Origin of the sequence: Lutispora thermophila DSM 19022, from assembly GCF_900142105.1 — a bacterium.
In the GTDB taxonomy this organism is placed as follows: Bacteria; Bacillota; Clostridia; order Lutisporales; family Lutisporaceae; genus Lutispora; species Lutispora thermophila.
This window is the reverse complement of record NZ_FQZS01000006.1, coordinates 229036-250074: the sequence shown is the minus strand read 5'-3', so window position 1 is coordinate 250074 and position 21039 is coordinate 229036. Positions and strand designations below refer to the sequence as shown.

Below are 21039 nucleotides of genomic sequence, written 5' to 3'. Positions count from 1 at the left end.
AAATTCATTCACTCATTCAGTTCTAAGGGAAATCCCTATGACAATGCCTGTATTGAGTCTTTTCATGCTGCCCTAAAAAAGGAAGAGGTTAACCTAGTAACCTACTACGATTTTAATGCTGCAAGACTGGCAATTTTTGAATACATAGAATCCTGGTACAACAGAAAGAGAATCCATGGTAGCATTGGGTATATTACCCCTCAGCAATGTGAGGATATGGCTAGAAAATCAGCATAGTAAATCCGAGTTTTTGTGTCTAAAATATTGACATAGGTCCACTTCGAGCTTCGGCTCGCCTGCGATAACCATACCTACATCGGACTGGTCGAATATGGCCCTGAGAATTTCCATCTTCTTTTGTGTGTACTTGGAGATAAGCTTGTCCGCCTCGTCGATAATCAAAAGATATCCGCGGTTGATGTTGAAAAACTCCCGGATTCCGTTGACGCGCTTCCATATCGTCCCGTAGGTGGATGGGATGCCGAGAGCCCGTTCGATAGCCTCCACCAGGTCTCTTGAGCTCATGGTGTCGTCGCATTCGATGTATGCGACCCGGGGCATCTTGGAGTAATACTTGAGGGCGTGGGTCTTGCCGAAGCCGGACTTTCCGACTACAATGCCGAGCCCGGTGTACTCCTGACAGGAATTGCATACGCCGATGATGTTCTGTGCGTCCCGGCTCTCGAAGAAGCTTCTCTTTTTGGCAATCTTGACGGCTACCGTCTGTTCTTTGGTAGCGGCAAGCTCTTCGCCTGTTGCTTCAGCGAGGAAGACGGTAAGCTTCGCTTCAAGCTCCGTCGCGTCGCTGTCGTACTTCCCGGCAAGATACCGGGAAACTGTCGTCCGTGAATAATTGATGGTGCTTGCGAGGTCAGTGATGGTCATTCCTTCACGTTTGATGTACTCATTGACCCTGTCTGCAAGGGTCTTATTTTCGCCTATATAGGCTTTAACTGCTAATGCTTCCATTTGTTTATCCCCCTTCATTATCCGAGTGCTCTCAGTTTTTCAAGGACTGATTGAGCTTTTTTATTAAAGAACTCGTCATTTGAGTCCTTATGTTGCTTTTGCTTCTTGGAATTGCTTCCGGCCTTGAGCTCCTCGCGGAACTCTTTGTCGTCCGGGAGCTGGATGAGGTTGTTGTTCCTCCTGGCCCTGACTGCGAGGTCTAAACCACCAACCACAGCGGGAGTGCCTTGTTCGTTCTGTACCCGGAGCTCGTATGGCGTCTGATACCATTCGAGGTCTTCTTTCGTCTCTCGAACCTGCTTTTTCTGCTTCTTAAGATGCGCTTCGAGAGCGGCTTGCGACATACGGGGTGCGAACTGAAGCAGTTCCGCCGAGACGGCCTCGCAAATCTTCTTGCCGTTCTTGTCAAAGACATAGAGCTTTGTAATGTCGTCGATGTCCCATTTGATGTTGACGGTCTGTCCGATGTAATGGCAGAGCTCGTAATCCGTGTAAAGCGTGCCGAACTTGATAATTCCTTGATTGCGGACAAGGGCGGTGTCGGCCTTCATCAGGAGCATCGCTGCATATTCCCTTGGTGGAGCCGCTTTGACGTACCGCTCAGCATGTTCAAAGAGCTCAATCGGTGTGATGTACTGCTCCCGGTCTTTCTTGAGGGAACTGTGCTCGCGCTTGTGATAGACCTCATTTTTCCACTTTGTCCACAATTCGTAGAACTCTTCCATCGTGAGAAGTTCGCCCCGTTCAAGCATCCCGGGGATGTCCTTCTTCCGTTTGCCGGAGGTTTTTGACCCGGTCAGCGTGCCTGTGTAGGAGGCCATCCACTTGGTGAACATGCTGCATATTGTTCCGAAGAAACGCTCTATTTGCGCTTTGCTCCACGGCTGATAAGGGAGAGACCTTGACCAGTCCTCAATTCCTATGGAACGGTAGAAGCCTTTTGTCTCGCTGTCGAAGTCAAGTTCCTGCATCTTACGCTCCTTGCGGTTTTGCCCGGTGTTGGTCTCTGCTGTGTAGTCCTTGCCGTTGTCAATGTGCAGGTGTTTCGGGACGCCGCCCGGGTGGGAATAGAGCATCTTGACGAGGCTCTCTTTGAGTACCTGGGAATTAGCGTTGACGCATATTACATCGCCTAATATGCAGCGACTCCTTGTGTCAATCCAGGCAACAAGCACCGGGCGGATTGCCTTGATTTTCCCGTTCGGGCTTGTGTACTGCACCCAGCAGTCGAAGGTGTGAGCGTCGCCCTGGACGAACTCCATGACCATGAGGGCCGTCGCGTCGCGCTTACCTTTGAGCATCCTGTGATTTTTGAACTCTCTCATTCCGTTGGCGGCGAGATAGTGGGCGTTGCGTCCCCGGAGCTCGTCCATGACATGCTTGATATACCGGGCCACCGTCTTGATGGAGGGGTAACCTTCCCATTTTTTCTCCACGGCGACCTGCTCGAATTTCGTATAAAGCATCTCAATCGTGCCTTGATTCTGTGCGAAGTCCTCGTCAAACCAGATGTTTTCAATGAGGGCCTTCTGTTCGTCCGTCAGGCTCGGGAAGGTGTGCGACCTCTTAGGCTTCCTGCATATGGCGAGCACCTTGAAGAAGTCGAAGTTTTTGCCCTCCTCCTTTTCCAGCTTCAGAGCCCACGCGCTCGCTTCAAGATAACTCTCGGCGTAACGGTAGAGCGTCCTCTGACTGATTCCGAGCTTTGCGGCAAACTCCTCAGCGTAAGCCGTGCGCTCGCCTTCTCCGTATGCGACAAACTCCTGAATTCTCTTTGCGAGTTCGACCGCCTCGTAATATTCCCGCTTGTGGCTCTCTATGTACCAGTTGAGGTCGGTGTCGAGATATCACGGGGCCTCTTGCGCCTTCTGTTCGATAATGACATCCCTCCCGTCTATCTTTTTTGCTGCTTTATAAGCCTTCCTCGCTTTGGCGGAGAGGGAGGACAGGGCAACCGTCACCCGGTCTTTGCCGCCGTTCTCTCCCGGCTCCGTTGATGTTTTGAAAGCTTTCGGATTGCGCTTGATTCGCTGAACTAATGTGTTGTACTTGATTCCCTCAAGTTCTGCCGCTCTTTCCAGTGTGACGAATGTTTCCGGCAAACCCTTCTCCCTCCTTTCGCATTGAACCGTGACCGCTGCCGTGGTATAATGGCAGGAGAAGATTTTTCTTGAATCTTCGGGGAATGGGAGAGCCTGTTTGGGTGGTATCGAAGGGGCTCTCTTTCCTTTTGCCCTGATTCCTCATGATGCCATCCCCCGGTCACGCGCTTTTTGTCGCCTTTGCCTTGATTTTGCCGATGTGCTCCTCAACCTTCCTGAGCTCTTCCTGAAGATAGGCGTTGATGCCGTTCAAGGTTTCGATGTTCGCCTGTTTTAAGCTGATGCAGTCGAACAAATCCTCAATGTCCTTCTGGATTTCCTTTTCAACCTGCTCGGTTTGCCGCTTGAGCTCGTTCTGCTTCCTTTCCAGGATGATGAGCCTGATTTCATCGGGAATTACTCTTTCGCTCATCCCCATCCCAGCCTTGAGGTTTTCCAGTTCGAGCAGAAAATCGCTGACGTTTTTCAAGTTCATTCCTCCTTTATGCTATCTTTTTTAACAATTCCGGGTCTAAATCAAGCACCCTCGCGATATGGTGGAGGTACTTATCCCCCGACCTGTCTCCGTATAGGATGAGATTGAGGTACTTGTTGCTTGTTCCGACCTCTTGCGCGAGCTGCACCTGTGTCATGCCTTTTTCTATGAGCGTCTTTTTAACCAACACGCCGAAGGCGGTCAGTTGTCTTTTGTTGCGTTGCATCAAGCATCCTCCTTCCTGCGCTCTTAGAATCTCTTCCGCTTCAAAAATTGTGAAGTGTTTCGAATGGTTACTTCCACCTTTTGGCTCTATAATGAGATTGGGGCCACATTATAGAGAGGGGGTGATTCGATGTACGAACCAGGGATAGTTTATAAGTTTCTTGAAGACCTAACCATTAACATCGGTGAGCATTCCGAAGAATACTGCATCAATCTTGAGAACGAAATTCGCAAATGTGCGGCAGAATACTGCTCTGGCATCGATGATGATACTTTAAGGTTTGTTCTTTATTCCTCGAAAAGTGCTTACTTCTTTGCCCTTAAAACTTTTGAGGAAGCTCTTCGTAGGACACTTATAGGAAACGAAGAGGAGTGATGCAGTATCTTCGTAGCTCTTTTCTTTCCTCTAAAATGAATGCTTTGGTAAGAAGTTCAATTTGTGCAAGAGGTGCCATATTCTCCTTTTTCCAGTTTTTAAGAAGTTGGAGAAGCGGAACACCTTGCAAAGAGGCGTTATACTCACATTGGGACGTCTGTTCTGCGGGCGTCTCTTTTTCTTGCACCAATGCGATGAGCTCCTCGACAATCTCGCAATCTCTGACCGCCTCGGCAAACTCCTTCTCATAGCCTTCCTTCGGAGTGTCCATGCCGTAGGTCTTGGAGTAGCAAAGGCGGTTATGCCATGCCATATCTCTTTGTTCTGTGAGATACTGAAGGACTGTTTTCATTCCATTTCCTCCTTTTGCCGCCGCTCTTTTGCCCGAGCGTTGCGGGGATTTTTCTTGTCTTACCCGAGTGTTTGTGCACCACTTCGAGCCCTTCGGCAGTCGCCTTCACGACCAGCCAGTTTTCATAATTAAGTCCAACTTCCTTTAGGCGTATCTTCTGCGCCCTCGTGGGCCTCTTGCCGTGCTTCAATCTCCCATCTCCCTCCGTTTCAATTAGGAATAAATTTCCTGTCAATCCCTAAACTTCTTTCATCCTCCTCTCATATGTGGTATTATTTTTTTGATGTATTTATCTATCAATCTTATTTTATACAACAAGTGAGAGGTTGTCAATAAAAATTTCTCATTTGTTGTAAACAATGAAAGGAGGAGCTATATGCTTGAAATTGAAAACGTGGGGAAAAGGATAATTACTCGTCTCACAGAATTAAATCAAAAACAAGCCGACCTTTGCCGAGTAACTGGACTGTCCAATAATGCTGTTAGCCAGTACGTTACAGGAAAGCGTACGCCTGACACGCTCTCGCTTTATAAAATCGCCACTGCTTTGGATGTTCCGATGGAATGGATTCTAACAGGTGAGAATAAATACAGAAAGATAGATACAACAAATGAGAAAGCGGAGTCGCTGACAGAACAGGAAAAAGAAATGCTTTGGAAGTTTCGACAATTGGACGCAAGAGACCAGGAATATGCAAAGGCTAATATTGATATGCTGTATGATAAAGCACTTAAAAAGGGAACGTTGTCCGGCTCGATGATTGGAGGAACAGGGGAAGAGGCAGCCGCAAGTGAAACGGCTTAATTTTTGTGTTTATTTGATAGATTTTTCTATCTTTTTTGTCACATTGCTTCGAGCTTTTTTCGCACTACATAAAGAGCCTGAAACCCTTGATAATAGGGCAATGTGACAGGTTTTTAATGATTTTATAGTTTTGTCACTTTGCTCACGCCCCTTTTTTGCCCCTTTTTTATGGTTTTTCGCACGGGCGTGCACGCAAAAAGTAACGCTCTAACGCCTGAAAAAGCCTTATTTTTCAAGCTTTTTTGAAATGCCGTTACTGCATTTAACGCTCACTAACGCACCGTTAGCACGCTGAACGCCTCGACTTTCTTTTTCTTGGATGTTATAATACGAAATGAGCCGCGATGATGTCCTTTATCCCCCGCGCTGCTACGGGCTTCCGGGACACCAAAGCGGCTCATTTCTTCTATAAATCCTTAATTTATGCGGCTTTCCGGCCTTATTGACGAATCGATAATCGACACGATGCCCGCCGTCACTATGACCACCACGCCTCCTCAAGGCATAAAAAAGACGACATCAACTCACTCGATGCCGTTCTCAATATTTCTGTCACTGAATTCCCTTCGTATCTCTCACTAACCCGCATGAATACTGCCTTTTCCCGGTTTCTCCCGTCACATCCCGTCTTATCCCGTTTTGTCAATTATCTTGTCTGAGTACACTGAAATCTATGGATTAGATTTCAGGTTTATCAATCAGATTTAATTTAAATGCTTTTTCACTAATTCGTTTACCAATCTTCCATCTGCTCTGCCTTTAACCTTTGGCATAAGAGCCTTCATTACTCTGCCTATATCTTGGGCACTTTGTGCTCCAACTTCATATATGGTCTGAGTAACAATATTGTCTAACTCATCTTCACTAAGCTGCTGAGGAAGGTAGGCCATCAATATATCTATTTCCCTTTTTAAATTTTCAACTAGGTCAGTTCTACCGCCTTTTTCATACTCAGGTAAAGCATCTTTCCTTTGCTTTACGGCTTTTGCAATAACTTCAAGAACACCCTCATCGTCAAGTTCTATTTTTTTGTCTTTTTCAATTTGAAGTATTCCTGCTCTGACCATAGTTATAACATTCTTCCTAATGTTATCTTTATCTTTCATTGCAGCTTTCAAATCATCTTGCAATAATTGCTTCAGAGACATTTAAATCATCCCTTTTTATATTTATTTAAACTTTCTCTTTCTAGCTGCTTCGGATTTTTTCTTTCTTCTTACGCTTGGCTTTTCATAGTGTTCTCTTTTTCTAACTTCAGCTAATACTCCAGCCCTAGCACATTTCTTTTTAAATCTTCTCAATGCGCTTTCCAAAGACTCGTTTTCGCCAACTCTTATTTCAGACATCTAACTCACCCTCCCTCCGCTGGTAACAATCATTAGGTTAAAATAAACTGCATAAAAAGTGGGATAAATTAAACACATATTTTATTATACAGTACATGCTAATTAGGTGTCAATAAAAGGTTTCTGTATTTTATCCTGGTGGCCATTGCATAGACCTACCACCTAAAATGTGAAAATGTATATGAGGAACAGTCTGACCTCCGTCTTCCCCAATATTATTCACTATCCTAAATCCTTTCTCTGAAAGCTTAAGATCTTTAGCAATTTCTGAGATAACTTTGAATACATGGCTGATGAGTTGATGTTCATCTCCACTTAAATCCATAATGGATTTAATATGAGTCTTGGGAACAACGAGAACATGAACCGGAGCTTCCGGATTAATATCATTAAATGCAATAACCTTATCATCCTCATATACCTTATTGCAAGGTATTTCACCCTTCACAATTTTGCAAAATATACAGTTTTCCATATATATCACCTCCCTAAATAGGCCTAGAGAAATATTCAACAAAATGTTAAAAAATCCTTCTATTTATCAAATCTTTTCCAGATACCCTATCATTATGTCTCCTTCAATATCTACAAGACGAGTATTAATAATCTCACCCTTTATATCATATGCAGTTTCAGCTTTTACTCTAATATAATTATCTGTAAGACCTTCATAATAATTGCTCGCATCATCAATTTTTTCTTCATATAAAACCTTAAAGGATTTACCTATCATGTTATTCATAAATTTAATATGATTTTTATGGGCGATTTCAGAAATAATCTTGCTTCTTTCGTCCTTAACTTTTGGGTTCACCTGTCCCTTAAATTTTGCAGCTGGAGTTCCCTTCCTTGGAGAAAACTTGAAAACATGCATACTGCTAAAGGACATCTCTTCAACAAACTCTACAGTTTTCTTGAATTCCTCATCTGTTTCTCCGGGAAATCCTACTATTATATCAGTTGTAATTCCAACATCAGGATATATGTTTCTTAATTTGCTTACTACTTCCCTGTACTGCTGGGTAGTATATTTCCTGTTCATTCTTTTCAGAGTTTCATCGCAACCGCTTTGTAAAGATAAATGGAAATGTCTGCACAGCTTATGAAGCCTTGGGAGATTGGCTATAAATTTGTCATCAAAGGTCATAGGATCTACAGAACTCATCCTTAATCTTTCAATTCCATCTATTTCATGAACCATATTGATTATGTCCATCAATACAACATCACCCAAATCTTTGCCATAGGAACCTACATGTATCCCTGTAAGCACTATTTCCTTATACCCATTCTCCGCAAGAATCTTTACTTCATTTACTATATTTTCCGGCTTTCTACTTCTTATTCGGCCTCTTGCATAAGGTATTATACAGTAAGTACAATATTGTTCACATCCCTCTTGTATTTTTATAAATGCTCTGGACCTGCTTTTATAATTTCTTATAGCCATATCTTCGAATTCTTCTATTTCCATTATGTTGCCCACTACGCTTACCTTTTTGTCCATGTTATGCGCTTCTTCTACCAATTCAACTATTCTAGATCGTTCACTGGTACCCACAACAAGCTTAACTCCAGGAATTTCCAGTATCTCCTGAGGAGCTATCTGAGAATAGCAACCCACAACCGCAATAAAGGCCTCCGGATTATGATCCAAAGCTCTCCTAATGATTTGTCGTGATTTTCTGTCACCAATATTAGTTACAGTGCAAGTGTTTATGATATAAATATCCGAATATCCATCGTATTCAACAATTTCATAGCCTGCATTCTCAAAGGCCTCCATCATGGCCTCTGTTTCATATTGATTTACTTTACATCCTAAAGTATAAAAAGCTACCTTATTCAATGTTTTTCCTCCAATTTATTACATCTCATCAAGCTCATACATTACACAGCTTAATACCGTTGACCCTGCAGTCTCAGTTCTCAAAATCCTTGGCCCCAGTGTTACAGGTACAATATCTCTTTCTACAGCTGAATATATTTCTTCATCTTCATAACCGCCTTCAGGCCCAATAAAAATACCTATGCTGTTAATAATTTTCCCGCGTATAATATTTTTTAATTTATTGTTCTTTTCCAATTCATAAGGCATTACAGACAAATCCAAATGGGCTACATTTTTCAATGCTTCTTCATATGCTATAGGCATTTCTACCTTTGGCACCTTCCCTCTTTGACTTTGTTTTGCTGCTTCCAAAGCAATTCTCTGCCATCTCTCCACTTTTTTCCTTTCATCTTTTTCGTCTGAAAGCTTTACCACGCTTCTAGCATTAATAACCGGAACTATTTGACTTATTCCCAACTCAGTACACTTTTGAATTATAACATCCATCTTAGCACTTTTCGGAATGCCTTGATAGAGAACAACGTTTATTTTGGGCTCTGTCTTAGAAGGTTCTTTACTCAATATTCTTGTCCTTACTTCATGCTTATCCATACCTTCTATTGATACATAATAATCCATACCATGGCCATCACACAAAACTATGCTGTCACCTATTCTTAACCTCAATACCTTTGAAATATGGTTTACATCTTCCCCAGTGACATCAATTGTATCCTTTTTTATATTCTCTATATCAACAAAAAAGCGATGCATACTAACCCCTCTTTGCAGCTATTGCGCACCATTCTCCCATTTGGGAAATTTCTAAAATAGAGAACTGATGCTCTTTCAATGCATTAACTACATCATCTTGTCTGTCCAATATTATGCCGGATGATATGAATATGCCGTCATCCTTTAGAAAATTGATGGCCTGCGGAGTAAAAGATATTATTATATCTGCAATAATATTTGCAACTATCAAGTCTGCTTTTTCAGATGCCACATCCAGTAAATTTGAGTTTTTTACTACTATTTTGCTTTCTTCCTCATTAACTCTTACATTCTCAATAGCAGATTTGCATGCAACCTCATCCAGATCTACACAAAGAACTCTTTCCGCTCCTAACTTTGCCGCAGTTATACCCAAAATCCCGGAACCGCATCCAACATCATATACTCTACATCCTTTTTTTACATACTTCTCCAATAGCTTGATACACATCAATGTAGTTTCATGATTTCCTGTACCAAAAGCCATTCCCGGATCAATCTGGACTATAATGTCATCGTCATCAGCTTCATATTCCTCCCACGTAGGTTTTACTACTATTCTTTCCCCTGCTTTAAAAGGTTTAAAATACTTCTTCCATGCATTTGCCCAATCTTCTTCCTTTACAACTCTGGTGTTTACTTCTCCCTTACCTTTGTTAAGACCGAAATCCGTTAGAGAATCTACCCTTTGCTTTATTTTTGATTTTATCTCATCAGTGTAAATGGTTTCAGGAAAGTAGCCCTTTACTTTTACATCCTTTCCCATTGCCTCAATTAAATCAGGCTCTACATAATCCCAAGCTGTTTCATTTTTATTTAATAAAATAAAATCATTTGGATCTTCAATAGCTATGCCTGAAGCCCCTACATCCTCAAGCAAAAATGATACGGCTTCGCTGGCTTCTGTAGTTGTCAGTATAGTGATTTCTATGTAATTCATCTTTTCTCTCTCCAATTTTAATATTTTGATTCTGAATACTTATTATATATAATTGTAACTTGCTTTACAATATATACATTGTGTAAATGTTAAGAAAGGCTTCCTTTGGAAGCGTTTTAACTATCAAGAAAACCTTTCATACCTGTTCCACTGAATATAAACTCCAAAGGAATTTATACTTTTCTAAGTATTATAGCAAAAGCAGCCATATACGGATGGCTGCTTACCTATGTGATTAATTATTATGCTGCTTATTTTCCGAAAGCATCTCTTACTTTTCCAAAGAAGGATTTGCCAGAATCACCAATAGTCTCACCACTTGCTTCCGCAAATTGCTTGAGAAGTTCTTTCTGCTTTTCGCTTAGTCGTTTTGGTACCTCCACTTTAACTGTAAAATACAAGTCTCCTTTGGTATTTCGTTTCAGATTCTTTACTCCTTTACCCTTTAACTTAAATGTTGTTCCTGTTTGGGTACCTTCTTCAATAGTATAATCAACATTTCCTTCAAGAGTTGGTACAGAAATGCTCCCTCCCAAAGCAGCTTTTGCAAAGCTTATGGGTATCTCGCAAAACAAGTCTGCACCATCTCTTTTGAACAACTTATGTGGTTTAACCTTCAGGTACACATATAGGTCTCCATTTGGACCACCTTTTTGGCCAGGTTCTCCCTCACCTCTTAAAGTAAGGATAGAACCATCATCTACACCTGCGGGTATATCTATAGTTATCTTTCTGGTTTTCCTAACTATTCCTCTACCAAGGCAAGATGAACATGGATTCTTTATTATTTTCCCTTCTCCATGGCACGATTCGCAGGTCCTTACATTAACAATTCTCCCTAAAGGTGAATTCTGTATATGTCTTACTTCACCTGAACCTCCACAGGTTCTACATGTTTCAATACTAGAATCGTCCTTAGCGCCCGATCCTTTGCAACTTGGACAGGTTTCATCTCTTGTTACGCTTATTTCTTTTTTTACTCCAAAAACTGCATCCTCAAAGTCAATCTCCAATTCATATTTCAGATCGCTACCTCTTCTTGGCCCTGATCTTCTGCGGCTTGAGGATGTTGAAAATCCAAATCCTCCGCCGAAAAATGTTTCAAATATATCTCCAATATCTCCGAATCCACCGGTAAAGTCTCCGAATCCGCCGAATCCTCCGCCACCAAAACCGTTAGGATCAAAAGCAGAATGCCCGAACTGATCATATTTTGCTCTTTTTTCCTTATCACACAAAACTTCATAGGCTTCATTTATTTCCTTGAATTTGGCTTCTGCTTCCTTATCTCCCGGATTAAGGTCAGGATGATATTTTTTTGCCAGTCTTCTATATGCTCGTTTTATATCTTCTTCCGATGCATTTTTATCTACTTCTAAAACCTCATAATAATCCTTTTTAACCGCCATGTTTACACCACCTTGCAGAGGGGTAAGTACTATTTATCCTCATCAACTTTATAATCCGCATCAATTGTGCCATCGTCATTTTGCCTTCCAAAGCCCTCTGCATTAGGAGCTCCCTGACCTCCGGCTGCCTGATAAATCTTTGAAGATAGATCATAGAAGACCTTAGTAAGTTGTTCTGTGGCTTCTTTTATGCGGTTTATATCAGTGCCTTTTAGAGCTTCCCTCAATGCATTTAATTCAGTCTCGATCTTAGCTTTATCTTCCTGGCTTAGTTTATCTCCCATATCCTTTAATGATTTTTCCGTTTGATATACTAAGCTATCTGCTTGATTTCTAATTTCAACTTCTTCTCTTCTCTTTTTATCTTCAGCAGCATATTTCTCAGCATCTTTTATTGCTCTTTCTATTTCTTCATTTGTCATATTTGAGCTGGCCGTAATCGTAACTTTTTGCTCATTGCCTGTTCCTAAGTCCTTAGCTGATACATGAACTATACCATTTGCATCTATATCAAATGTAACTTCTATCTGTGGTACTCCTCTTGGAGCCGGGGGTATACCAGTAAGCTGGAATCTGCCTAATGTCTTGTTATAAGCTGCCATTTCTCTTTCTCCTTGTAGAACATGGATTTCTACACTTGTCTGTCCATCGGCAGCTGTTGAGAATATCTGACTCTTTCTGGTTGGTATGGTTGTATTTCGTTCAATAAGCTTTGTAAATACCCCTCCTAATGTCTCTATACCAAGGGATAGAGGAGTAACATCTAATAGCAATACATCCTTAACCTCTCCTGTAAGAACAGCAGCTTGTATTGCAGCACCAATAGCTACACATTCATCAGGGTTAATTCCTTTATATGGCTCCTTACCTGTCAATCTCTTAACAGCTTCCTGAACAGCAGGTATCCTTGTAGAACCACCAACAAGAATTACTTTGTTAATCTTATCTACAGTCAACCCTGCATCGGCCAATGCTTTTCTTGTAGGTTCCATAGTTGCTTCAACAAGATCGTGAGTAAGCTCATCAAATTTTGCTCTTGTCAAAGTCATATCCAAATGCTTTGGCCCGGTAGCATCAGCAGTAATAAAAGGAAGATTTATACTTGTCTGAAGTACGCTGGAAAGCTCTATCTTAGCTTTCTCTGCAGCTTCTTTGAGTCTTTGCATTGCCATTCTGTCATTTCTTAAATCAATACCATTTTCTTTCTTAAATTCATCTATCATATAGTCCATTATTCTGGCGTCAAAATCATCTCCACCAAGTCTGTTATTTCCACTGGTAGCTAAAACTTCAAATACTCCATCGCCCAACTCCAGTATGGACACATCAAATGTGCCTCCACCTAAGTCAAATACCAATATCTTTTGATTATCTTCCTTATCTAATCCATAAGCTAAAGCTGCGGCTGTGGGTTCGTTTATTATTCTCAGGACTTCGAGTCCAGCAATTCGTCCTGCGTCCTTAGTTGCTTGTCTCTGGCTGTCACTGAAATATGCAGGTACTGTAATAACCGCCTGGGTTACAGGCTGGCCTAAATACGCTTCTGCATCCTGTTTCAACTTGGATAATATAATAGCTGATATTTCTGGTGGAGTATAATCTTTACCATCTATGTTAACCTTATAGTTTGTACCCATTTCCCTTTTTATTGATATAATTGTTCTATCAGGGTTAGTAATGGCTTGCCTTTTTGCAACTTGACCTACAAGTCTTTCACCGGTTTTTGAAAATCCAACTACAGAAGGTGTTGTTCTATTTCCTTCAGCATTAGGTATTACTACAGGCTCACCGCCTTCCATAACTGCAACACAAGAGTTTGTAGTACCTAGGTCTATACCTATAACTTTTGCCATTTATATTCATCCTCCTCATGATCTACAATTTGATTTTAATTCTTGACTGCTACTTTCACCATAGCAGGTCTTATGACTTTGCTTTTGAGCGTGTAACCTTTCTGGAAAACTTCCTTTACTTTATTGTCATCTTCTTCATTTGCTTCAACCTGCATCACAGCATGGTGCTTATTGGGATCAAATTCACAGTTGAGAGCTTCAATTTCTTCAAGGCCATTTTTTTGCAGAGTAGATACAAATTCCTTATAAATCATTTCAAGTCCTTCAATGTACTTGCTATCTAAATCAGCGGATCTAAAGGAATCGAGAGCTCTATCAAAGTTATCTATTGTAGGTAGCAATTGAGTCATTATGTCTTCCAATGCGGCTACAAATATCTCTTCCCTTTCTCTTGCTACTCTCTTTCTATAGTTGTCAAAATCTGCCTGAAGCCTTAGATGTCTATCTTTTTGCTCCTCAATAAAGGCTTCATATTCCTTTATTTTCTCTTCCTTTGCCTTTAGTTCTTCTTTCATTTTTTCCATTTCACTGGAAGTCTCTTCGTTGTTATGCTCACAACTGCTTTCCTCCATTTCCTCTTCTTGCCCTTTAATTTCATTGTTATCATTGCTCTTTAATTCTGTCTCTTGCTTTTTTTTCATCTATCAGCCCACCTATCAATTTTATATTTTGTCTATGTTTTAATGATCTTTGTCAAAATATCATTCAAATTCTGAGTTAGACAATCTACAATAGATATAACCTTTGAATAATTCATTCTGGTAGGACCTAATACGCCAATAGAACCGATTACTTTACCGTTATAACTGTATGTGGCAGTTATTATGCTGCAATCTTTCAATTGATGTATTTTATTCTCCTTCCCAATTGTTACAGTTGTCTTTTCAGATACATCCTTCAATATTTCATAAAGGATGTCATTTTTATCCAAAATGCTGAAAAAGTCCTTGGCCTTTTGTACATCGCTGTATTCAGGAAGATCAAGTAGATTAGCTGCTCCATCTGAATATATCTCTGCCCTTTCTGAATATCTCAAAGCTTGCAAAAGCTCAGGCAACACTTTTGTCAGCACCTGCTTGTAATCTTCATTATTATTTATCCCACTGTTTATTTTAGTAATGTCCATGTTAACCAGTTCTTCAATGGACAAACCTATAAGCTTTTGGTTCAACATGTTTGATATCTTTTCAAGTGCATCTACCTCTATGTCAGAATCAGTTCTTATAACGCTGTTTTTTATTATACCTGCGTCAGTTACAATAACAGCAAGTATGTTATGACTATCAACCTTAATCAGCTGAAGATGCTTTAAGCAAGTTCTTTTGAACTGAGGTGCCATAGCAATAGACGCATATTTAGTCATGGCTGACAGCAGCTTTGAAGCATGTTTAATAAGCCTATCTATCTCTCCAACAGTGTCCATAAACTCTTTCCTGATAAACTCATAATCATGCCAATCTATAGTCTTTTGTTCCATCAGTCTATCTACATATAATCTGTAACCTTTATCTGATGGTACTCTGCCTGCCGAGGTATGAGGTTGTTCTATATACCCCATCTCTTCCAAATCAGCCATCTCATTTCTAATTGTTGCTGGACTTATATCCTTAAGATACTTCTTTGACACTGTTCTTGAACCAACAGGCTCTGCAGTATTTATATAATCTTCAATTATTGCTTGTAAGATAAGCTGTTTTCGACTTCCAAGGGACATAGAATTCACCACCTTTGTTAGCACTCATCACTATCGAGTGCTAAATCTGCTTTTAAAATATCACTGTAGCTTTTTTTTGTCAATAGAATTTTCAAAAATTGTTGCTACATGAATTCAATAAAAACTCTATTGGATAAATCTCTGCCCTTATCAGTAAGGTTAATACTATTACCTTCTTTTACTATCAGCAAATCTCCCTCTAACTTTTTTATAGTATCTTCATATCTCTTTAAAAAATTAATATTATACTTCTTATTTATTTCAGAAATATTAAGTCCAGAATTAAGCCTTAATCCAAGTATTATTGTCTCCCACAATTCTTCTTCAAAACCGATGATTTCACTATCCTTTATTGGCAGTATTCCTTTCTGCAAACAGTTTATATAAACATTTAAGTCTTCATAATTCCAGAACCTTCTATTATCAATTTTAGAGTGGCTTCCTGCACCGACCCCGATATATTCCTCATTCCTCCAGTAGATTAAGTTATGTGCACAACAAAAACCCTCTTTAGCAAAGTTGGATATCTCATATTGCCTCAATCCATGTGCTTCTAGTGTATTTTTTGCTAATCTATACATTTCTCTATCCATATCCTCATCTGGAGTTCTTAATTCTCCAGATTGGATAAGTCTATGTATTGGAGTACCTTCTTCCACTATAAGGCTATAACAGGATATATGTTCAACTCCTAATACACATACATTTTCCAGAGTTTCTAACCACATATCTATGTTTTGTCCCGGAAGTGAGAACATCAAATCAACATTTATATTATTAAAGCCATGTTCCCTAAACAGCTTAAAGCTATTTAAAAAATCGTCTCTTTTATGGATTCGTCCTATTGCTTTCAGCAAATCATCCTGCCAAGCTTGCAAGCCAATGCTTATTCTGTTTATTCCAATAGTTTTATATATATCTATTTTATTTTTATCAATTGTACCAGGATTGCATTCAATAGTTATCTCTGCATCCTTTTCAATGTTTTTTTCTATGGTTTCCATTATTTTCGCAATATTTTCAGGATTAATAATGGTGGGGGTACCCCCACCAATAAATATTGTTCTAAACCTATATTCCTGTGCATCCAAATAATACTTTAATTCCTTTATCAAAGCCTCTATGTAATAATTTTCATATATATCTTTATTGGAATAAGAATTGAAATCACAGTATAAACACTTTCTCATGCAGAAAGGTATGTGGATGTATAGACCTACATTTTTCATTACTATCACCTAATCATTTAGCTTAAGAACTGACATAAAAGCTTCCTGAGGTAGTTCCACGCTTCCTATCTGTCTCATCCTCTTCTTTCCTTCTTTTTGCTTTTCCAGAAGCTTTTTCTTTCTTGTGATATCTCCCCCATAGCATTTTGCCAATACATCTTTTCTTAATGCTTTAACTGTCTCTCTGGCTATTATCTTTTGACCTATAGCTGCCTGTATGGGAATCTCAAACATTTGTCTGGGGATTACTTCCTTTAGCTTTTCTGCCATAGCTCTTCCTCTGGCATATGCTTTTTCCTTGTGAACTATAAAGGATAATGCATCCACTGTTTCTCCGTTTAACAATATATCAAGCTTTACCAGATCAGATTTTTCATATCCTTTTAACTCATAATCAAAAGAAGCATATCCCTTAGTTCTTGATTTCAAAGCATCAAAAAAGTCATAAATGATTTCATTTAAAGGAAGGTCATATGTAATTATTGCCCTTGTTTCCTCCATATACTTCATATCCTTGTATTTACCTCTTCTGTTTTGACATAACTCCATAATAGTACCAACATACTCAGTGGGTGTCATTATGGAAGCTTCAACAATAGGTTCTTCCATATAATCAATTTCCTGTGCCAGAGGCATATTGGTAGGATTTGATACTTGGATTACTTCTCCATTGGTCTTTACAACATTATATATAACACTTGGAGCTGTAGTTATAAGATTAAGATTGTATTCACGTTCTAATCTTTCCTGTATTATTTCCATATGAAGCAATCCTAAAAATCCACATCTGAAGCCAAAACCTAAAGCAGCAGAAGTTTCTGCTTCAAACAAAAGAGCAGCATCATTTAATTGGAGCTTTTCCAAGGCATCTCTCAAATCTTCATAATCAGCTCCATCAGCTGGATAGATACCGCAATATACCATGGGAGTAACCTTTCTATATCCAGGCAGAGGATTTAAACAAGGTCTTTCTGCATCTGTAATGGTATCACCTACATGAACATCTCTAACATTTTTAATGCTTGCAGTTATATATCCCACTTCACCGGCCAATAGCTCGCTGCATGGAGTCATACCGGGATTAAATGTTCCAACTTCCACAACCTCATACTCCGCTCCACTAGACATCATCCTTATGGTCATTCCTGGCTTAACCTTGCCGTCAAAGACTCTTATATATGTTATTACTCCTTTATAACTATCGTATAATGAATCAAATATCAATGCCTTTAGTGGCTCATCTTCATCGCCTTGTGGATGTGGTACATATTTGACTATTCCTTCTAAAACTTCATCTATCCCTATGCCTTCTTTGGCAGATACCAAGGCAGCATTATCCGTATCCAATCCTATTACATCCTCAATCTCCTTTTTTACTCTCTCAGGATCTGCACTGGGCAAATCGATTTTATTTATAACAGGATATAGCTCCAGATTATTATCCAAAGCCAAATATACATTGGCTAAAGTCTGAGCTTCTATACCCTGAGTAGCATCTACGATAACAATAGCTCCTTCGCAGGCAGCCAAACTTCTTGATACCTCATAGGTAAAATCCACATGTCCTGGAGTATCAATAAGATTAAAAATATATTCTTCTCCATCATTAGCTTTATATTTCAACCTTACGGAAGTAAGCTTTATAGTTATGCCTCTCTCCTTCTCCAGATCCATGTTATCTAAAATCTGAGATTCCATATCCCTTTGAGCTACTACTCCGGTTTTTTCTATCAATCTATCTGCAAGAGTTGACTTACCATGGTCAATATGGGCAATAATGCAAAAATTTCTTATGTGTTTTTGCCTCTCGCTAGTCATCTGGGGTTCCTCCTTATAAATAAAAACTTTTAACACAGCCACAAAATATTAACAATTATAGCATAAAACATTTTACCATAAAAGCACATAATATAAAATTATTTTTAAAACCATATAGGCCCCTGAAGTCATCCAATACCGAATGCTTCAAGAGCCTAATTTTTTCACTATAGAACTTAATACTTCCCTTGACCATTTTAAAGCACTGTTTACTGCTTCTAGTACTTTTTCAATATTGAATCTATAGGTCTCACCAGCAACATCAACTCTAAGTTTTGAGTCATTTTCAATGTCTAGATATACAGCATGCTTTCCATCTTTCTTCAATACTAAATTTGAAGTTTTAGCATCTGTTACATATATCATGATTATGAAAAGCATAAAGCATATGAATAATAAACATAAATTTCTAAATTTCCTCTTTCTATGCTTCTTTCTCAATAACTTTTCTTCTGCTCTACTCAATTTTTTCACTCCTGTAGGTCTTTTAACACCTCTCCTATCACATTGCCCATCAACTCAGCTGAATAGTGAACTTCTTCATAGGTATTGAGCATACAACCTACTTCAATTAACATGGAATAATTACTGAAATACTGATTGTATTTTGTATTATGCCTATCTGTTCTCATATATAGCCCAGGATATAGTTTATCCATCTTCTTCTTTATGTATGCTGCAAATTTTTCCAGTTCTTCATAATTAGGGTTCTTCTTTCCTATAACTAACATGACTTTTGCGGCTTTCTTGCCATTTATAGTGATGGTGTAATCATTTTTTTTTGCGGTTTTCACTTTATCGTCTTTAGCAGTAAAGGCATCTCTGTGGATATCTAATATTACCTTGATAGAAGGATATTTTGCTACATGCTTTTTTATTGTTACTAAAGAATTTGAGTAGGAATATGCATAAGAATCTTTATCATGATAGGTTTTATCATGTATTACCTTATATCCGTATTTATCTTGTAAGACTTGAGCCATTATTGCACCCACTGAAACCACATTATACTTCTCTGTCATAGTATGATAGTTGGAAGCTGTATTGGGCATATAACTTTCTGTTGCATGGCTATGATATATGAGTATCTGTGGCTCTTTCTTGGGTAGATTGACTTTATCAGGTAAAGGCAAATTCACATCAAAATCTTCTTTCTTAATATCATTTTCAGAATCAGTTTCTGCCAAACTCTCATGCTCTTTCATTTCTTCTGCTGTATATTCATCTTCCTCACTGAAATATATTTCTTCTTGAGGCACATCGGAAAAGCTTTTTATATCTGGCAAATTATCGTTTATGGTTCCAGATGTGTATAATCCTCCTTGATTAATATCCATAAATCCTGAATAAGTAACCTTAAAAAAATTAAGTGGATCCTCTAGAAATTTGGAAGGCAGTGAAACCAATCTATCTGAAAAAAAGTCATCTATTCCTGTAATGGTAATTCCTTTATATTCTTCATAAGCAGCTTTCAAAGTAGGTATTGAATTATTCAAAAAAAACAGAAAAATATTGTTTGTATTTTCTTCGTCTATACCTTCATATATCTTAGTATTGCTGAAAACTTCATATGTTTCCTTCACGTCTCCATTAAAAGAGAAAAAAAACAAAAGAGTTACCATTAAAGCTAAGATAATAAAACAGAACCTCTTATTTTTATATCTCCTTTGTATATTCAAATACCTACACCCCACTTCACATTGGATCCAAAAAAGAAAATAGTATATATTTTAACTTATATGCCACATTGATACTTTTATGATAAAAACATTACAGGAAATCAGTTAGTAAACCTATGGACATCATCCATATGTATGCCTGGATGCAGTGAAATATTCAAACCATCTGCTATTACATCTGAAATTTCCTCTATAAAATCATCTATCTCCTTAGGAGTAACCATTAAACTTCCCATTTGTGGTGATAAAACCTCGCTTATAAGAGCCATCTTTTCCTCTCTGTCTATATTCCTTAGCATTTCATAGAAGCTCTTTTCGTTCTTTGCTTCTTTTATAAGATTATCAATAACCATATCAATTGTATCATTGGCCATAGTAGCTGCATCGACTACAGTGGGTACACCAATGGCAATTACAGGAACTCCCATAGTCTTTTCGCTTAATTCCTTTCTATTGTTTCCAACACCCGAACCAGGATTTATTCCAGAATCTGAAATCTGAATTGTTGTATTTACCCTCTGAAGCTTTCTAGAAGCTAAAGCATCTATTGCAATAACAACATCTGGTTTAACCTTGTTCACAACTCCCAATATTATTTCACTGGTTTCTATCCCTGTAATGCCTAAAACTCCTGGAGAGATGGCACATACAGACCTCACGCTTTCGTCAATCTGCTCAGGAAGGTATTCTCTCATATGCCTTGTAACCATTATTTTCTCAACCACTTTTGGTCCCAATGAATCAGGAGTAATGTTCCAATTACCTAAACCTACTACCAAAATAACAGACTTATCGTTGAGCTTTATCAGCTTTATTAATTCTTTAGCCAAGGCTCTGCTTACATCTTCCATCAAGTCTATATCTTTTTCCTTAAGTCTTGGGATCTCAAGGGTTATGTAGTTTCCTACAGGCTTTCCCATCAATCTGGCTCCGATTTCATCCTCAACCCGTACTCTTGTTATTCTTATATCATCATTTCCATCTGTAACAACACTAACTCCCGGAATGCTTTCATTACTTGTACTCTCATGTAACTCTTTTACTTCCAAAGCTAAATCGGTTCTTATATTCGTCATTGTTTTCCCTCCAAAAAATCCCTTGTTATCTTTTCCATAATAATATTATCAATATTTTTTTGTATT

General features: G+C 39.0%; 22 protein-coding genes and 2 pseudogenes. 3 read left to right on the top strand and 21 right to left on the bottom strand.

Annotated features, from left to right (window positions below; genetic code table 11):
- On the top strand, window positions 1-237 hold a 237-nt coding region (locus tag BUB48_RS05580; protein WP_139249917.1), incomplete at its 5' end, for an integrase core domain-containing protein.
- Between the two features lie 24 nt (window positions 238-261).
- On the opposite strand, the pseudogene BUB48_RS05575 reads toward BUB48_RS05580, so the two are convergent.
- The 4 genes and pseudogenes from BUB48_RS05575 to BUB48_RS05560 form a co-directional block, all read right to left on the bottom strand.
- A pseudogene (locus tag BUB48_RS05575) lies at window positions 262-969 on the bottom strand (AAA family ATPase); the annotation flags it as partial.
- Between the two features lie 17 nt (window positions 970-986).
- Window positions 987-3071 (bottom strand): annotated as a pseudogene (locus BUB48_RS05570) (Mu transposase C-terminal domain-containing protein).
- 160 nt (window positions 3072-3231) lie between these two features.
- Window positions 3232-3546, bottom strand: coding sequence for a hypothetical protein (locus BUB48_RS05565; protein WP_242944173.1), 315 nt, complete (start codon window positions 3544-3546; stop codon window positions 3232-3234).
- 7 nt (window positions 3547-3553) lie between these two features.
- Entirely contained in the window at window positions 3554-3772 is a 219-nt protein-coding gene (locus BUB48_RS05560) for a helix-turn-helix domain-containing protein (protein ID WP_073025253.1), read from the bottom strand.
- A 129-nt stretch (window positions 3773-3901) separates the two neighbouring features.
- Here BUB48_RS05560 and BUB48_RS05555 point away from each other — a divergent pair, with 129 nt between their 5' ends.
- On the top strand, window positions 3902-4147 hold the full coding sequence (locus tag BUB48_RS05555) for a hypothetical protein (RefSeq protein WP_073025252.1): 246 nt from the start codon (window positions 3902-3904) through the stop codon (window positions 4145-4147).
- Here BUB48_RS05555 and BUB48_RS18490 read toward each other — a convergent pair.
- Window positions 4125-4499 (bottom strand): hypothetical protein, encoded by a 375-nt coding sequence (locus BUB48_RS18490; protein WP_073025251.1) that lies wholly within the window; start codon window positions 4497-4499, stop codon window positions 4125-4127. The two genes, BUB48_RS05555 and BUB48_RS18490, sit on opposite strands and share 23 nt — an antisense overlap.
- Window positions 4447-4689, bottom strand: a complete 243-nt coding sequence (locus tag BUB48_RS05545) for a DUF6906 family protein (protein ID WP_073025268.1) — start codon at window positions 4687-4689, stop codon at window positions 4447-4449. The genes BUB48_RS18490 and BUB48_RS05545 overlap by 53 nt, the downstream gene beginning before the upstream one ends.
- Before the next feature lie 186 nt (window positions 4690-4875).
- Between BUB48_RS05545 and BUB48_RS05540 the strand changes: the two genes are divergently transcribed.
- Window positions 4876-5304: a helix-turn-helix domain-containing protein gene (locus BUB48_RS05540; protein WP_073025250.1), complete on the top strand. Its 429-nt coding sequence runs from the start codon at window positions 4876-4878 to the stop codon at window positions 5302-5304.
- A gap of 704 nt (window positions 5305-6008) precedes the next feature.
- Here BUB48_RS05540 and BUB48_RS05535 read toward each other — a convergent pair.
- From BUB48_RS05535 to gpr, 15 genes are all read right to left on the bottom strand, one after another.
- Window positions 6009-6452, bottom strand: a complete 444-nt coding sequence (locus tag BUB48_RS05535; protein ID WP_073025249.1) for a GatB/YqeY domain-containing protein — start codon at window positions 6450-6452, stop codon at window positions 6009-6011.
- Between the two features lie 21 nt (window positions 6453-6473).
- Window positions 6474-6650, bottom strand: a complete 177-nt coding sequence (rpsU, locus tag BUB48_RS05530) for a 30S ribosomal protein S21 (RefSeq protein WP_073025248.1) — start codon at window positions 6648-6650, stop codon at window positions 6474-6476.
- A gap of 130 nt (window positions 6651-6780) precedes the next feature.
- Complete coding sequence (locus tag BUB48_RS05525; RefSeq protein ID WP_073025247.1) at window positions 6781-7125, bottom strand: histidine triad nucleotide-binding protein; 345 nt, start codon at window positions 7123-7125, stop codon at window positions 6781-6783.
- 66 nt (window positions 7126-7191) lie between these two features.
- On the bottom strand, window positions 7192-8499 hold the full coding sequence (mtaB, locus tag BUB48_RS05520; RefSeq protein ID WP_073025246.1) for a tRNA (N(6)-L-threonylcarbamoyladenosine(37)-C(2))-methylthiotransferase MtaB: 1308 nt from the start codon (window positions 8497-8499) through the stop codon (window positions 7192-7194).
- An 18-nt stretch (window positions 8500-8517) separates the two neighbouring features.
- Window positions 8518-9255, bottom strand: coding sequence for a 16S rRNA (uracil(1498)-N(3))-methyltransferase (locus BUB48_RS05515; RefSeq protein ID WP_073025245.1), 738 nt, complete (start codon window positions 9253-9255; stop codon window positions 8518-8520).
- 1 nt (window position 9256) lies between these two features.
- Window positions 9257-10195: a 50S ribosomal protein L11 methyltransferase gene (gene prmA / locus BUB48_RS05510; protein ID WP_073025244.1), complete on the bottom strand. Its 939-nt coding sequence runs from the start codon at window positions 10193-10195 to the stop codon at window positions 9257-9259.
- 251 nt (window positions 10196-10446) lie between these two features.
- On the bottom strand, window positions 10447-11604 hold the full coding sequence (gene dnaJ / locus BUB48_RS05505; RefSeq protein WP_073025243.1) for a molecular chaperone DnaJ: 1158 nt from the start codon (window positions 11602-11604) through the stop codon (window positions 10447-10449).
- Window positions 11605-11633: 29 nt separating this feature from the next.
- The gene (gene dnaK / locus BUB48_RS05500) at window positions 11634-13457 is read right to left on the bottom strand and encodes a molecular chaperone DnaK (protein WP_073025242.1); all 1824 of its coding nucleotides are present in this window, start codon (window positions 13455-13457) and stop codon (window positions 11634-11636) included.
- A gap of 35 nt (window positions 13458-13492) precedes the next feature.
- Window positions 13493-14098: a nucleotide exchange factor GrpE gene (grpE, locus tag BUB48_RS05495; protein WP_073025241.1), complete on the bottom strand. Its 606-nt coding sequence runs from the start codon at window positions 14096-14098 to the stop codon at window positions 13493-13495.
- 32 nt (window positions 14099-14130) lie between these two features.
- Window positions 14131-15171: a heat-inducible transcriptional repressor HrcA gene (gene hrcA / locus BUB48_RS05490; protein ID WP_073025240.1), complete on the bottom strand. Its 1041-nt coding sequence runs from the start codon at window positions 15169-15171 to the stop codon at window positions 14131-14133.
- Between the two features lie 104 nt (window positions 15172-15275).
- Window positions 15276-16400 carry a radical SAM family heme chaperone HemW gene (gene hemW / locus BUB48_RS05485; RefSeq protein ID WP_073025239.1) on the bottom strand — a complete coding sequence of 375 codons (1125 nt, stop codon included), beginning with the start codon at window positions 16398-16400 and terminating at the stop codon, window positions 15276-15278.
- Between the two features lie 9 nt (window positions 16401-16409).
- A complete protein-coding gene (lepA, locus tag BUB48_RS05480; RefSeq protein WP_073025238.1) occupies window positions 16410-18218 on the bottom strand; it encodes a translation elongation factor 4 in 1809 nt (602 codons plus the stop codon).
- Between the two features lie 147 nt (window positions 18219-18365).
- Entirely contained in the window at window positions 18366-18683 is a 318-nt protein-coding gene (locus BUB48_RS05475; RefSeq protein WP_073025237.1) for a hypothetical protein, read from the bottom strand.
- A gap of 5 nt (window positions 18684-18688) precedes the next feature.
- On the bottom strand, window positions 18689-19897 hold the full coding sequence (gene spoIIP / locus BUB48_RS05470; RefSeq protein WP_073025236.1) for a stage II sporulation protein P: 1209 nt from the start codon (window positions 19895-19897) through the stop codon (window positions 18689-18691).
- Window positions 19898-19998: 101 nt separating this feature from the next.
- On the bottom strand, window positions 19999-20973 hold the full coding sequence (gene gpr / locus BUB48_RS05465; protein WP_073025235.1) for a GPR endopeptidase: 975 nt from the start codon (window positions 20971-20973) through the stop codon (window positions 19999-20001).
- Window positions 20974-21039 lie beyond the last annotated feature (66 nt).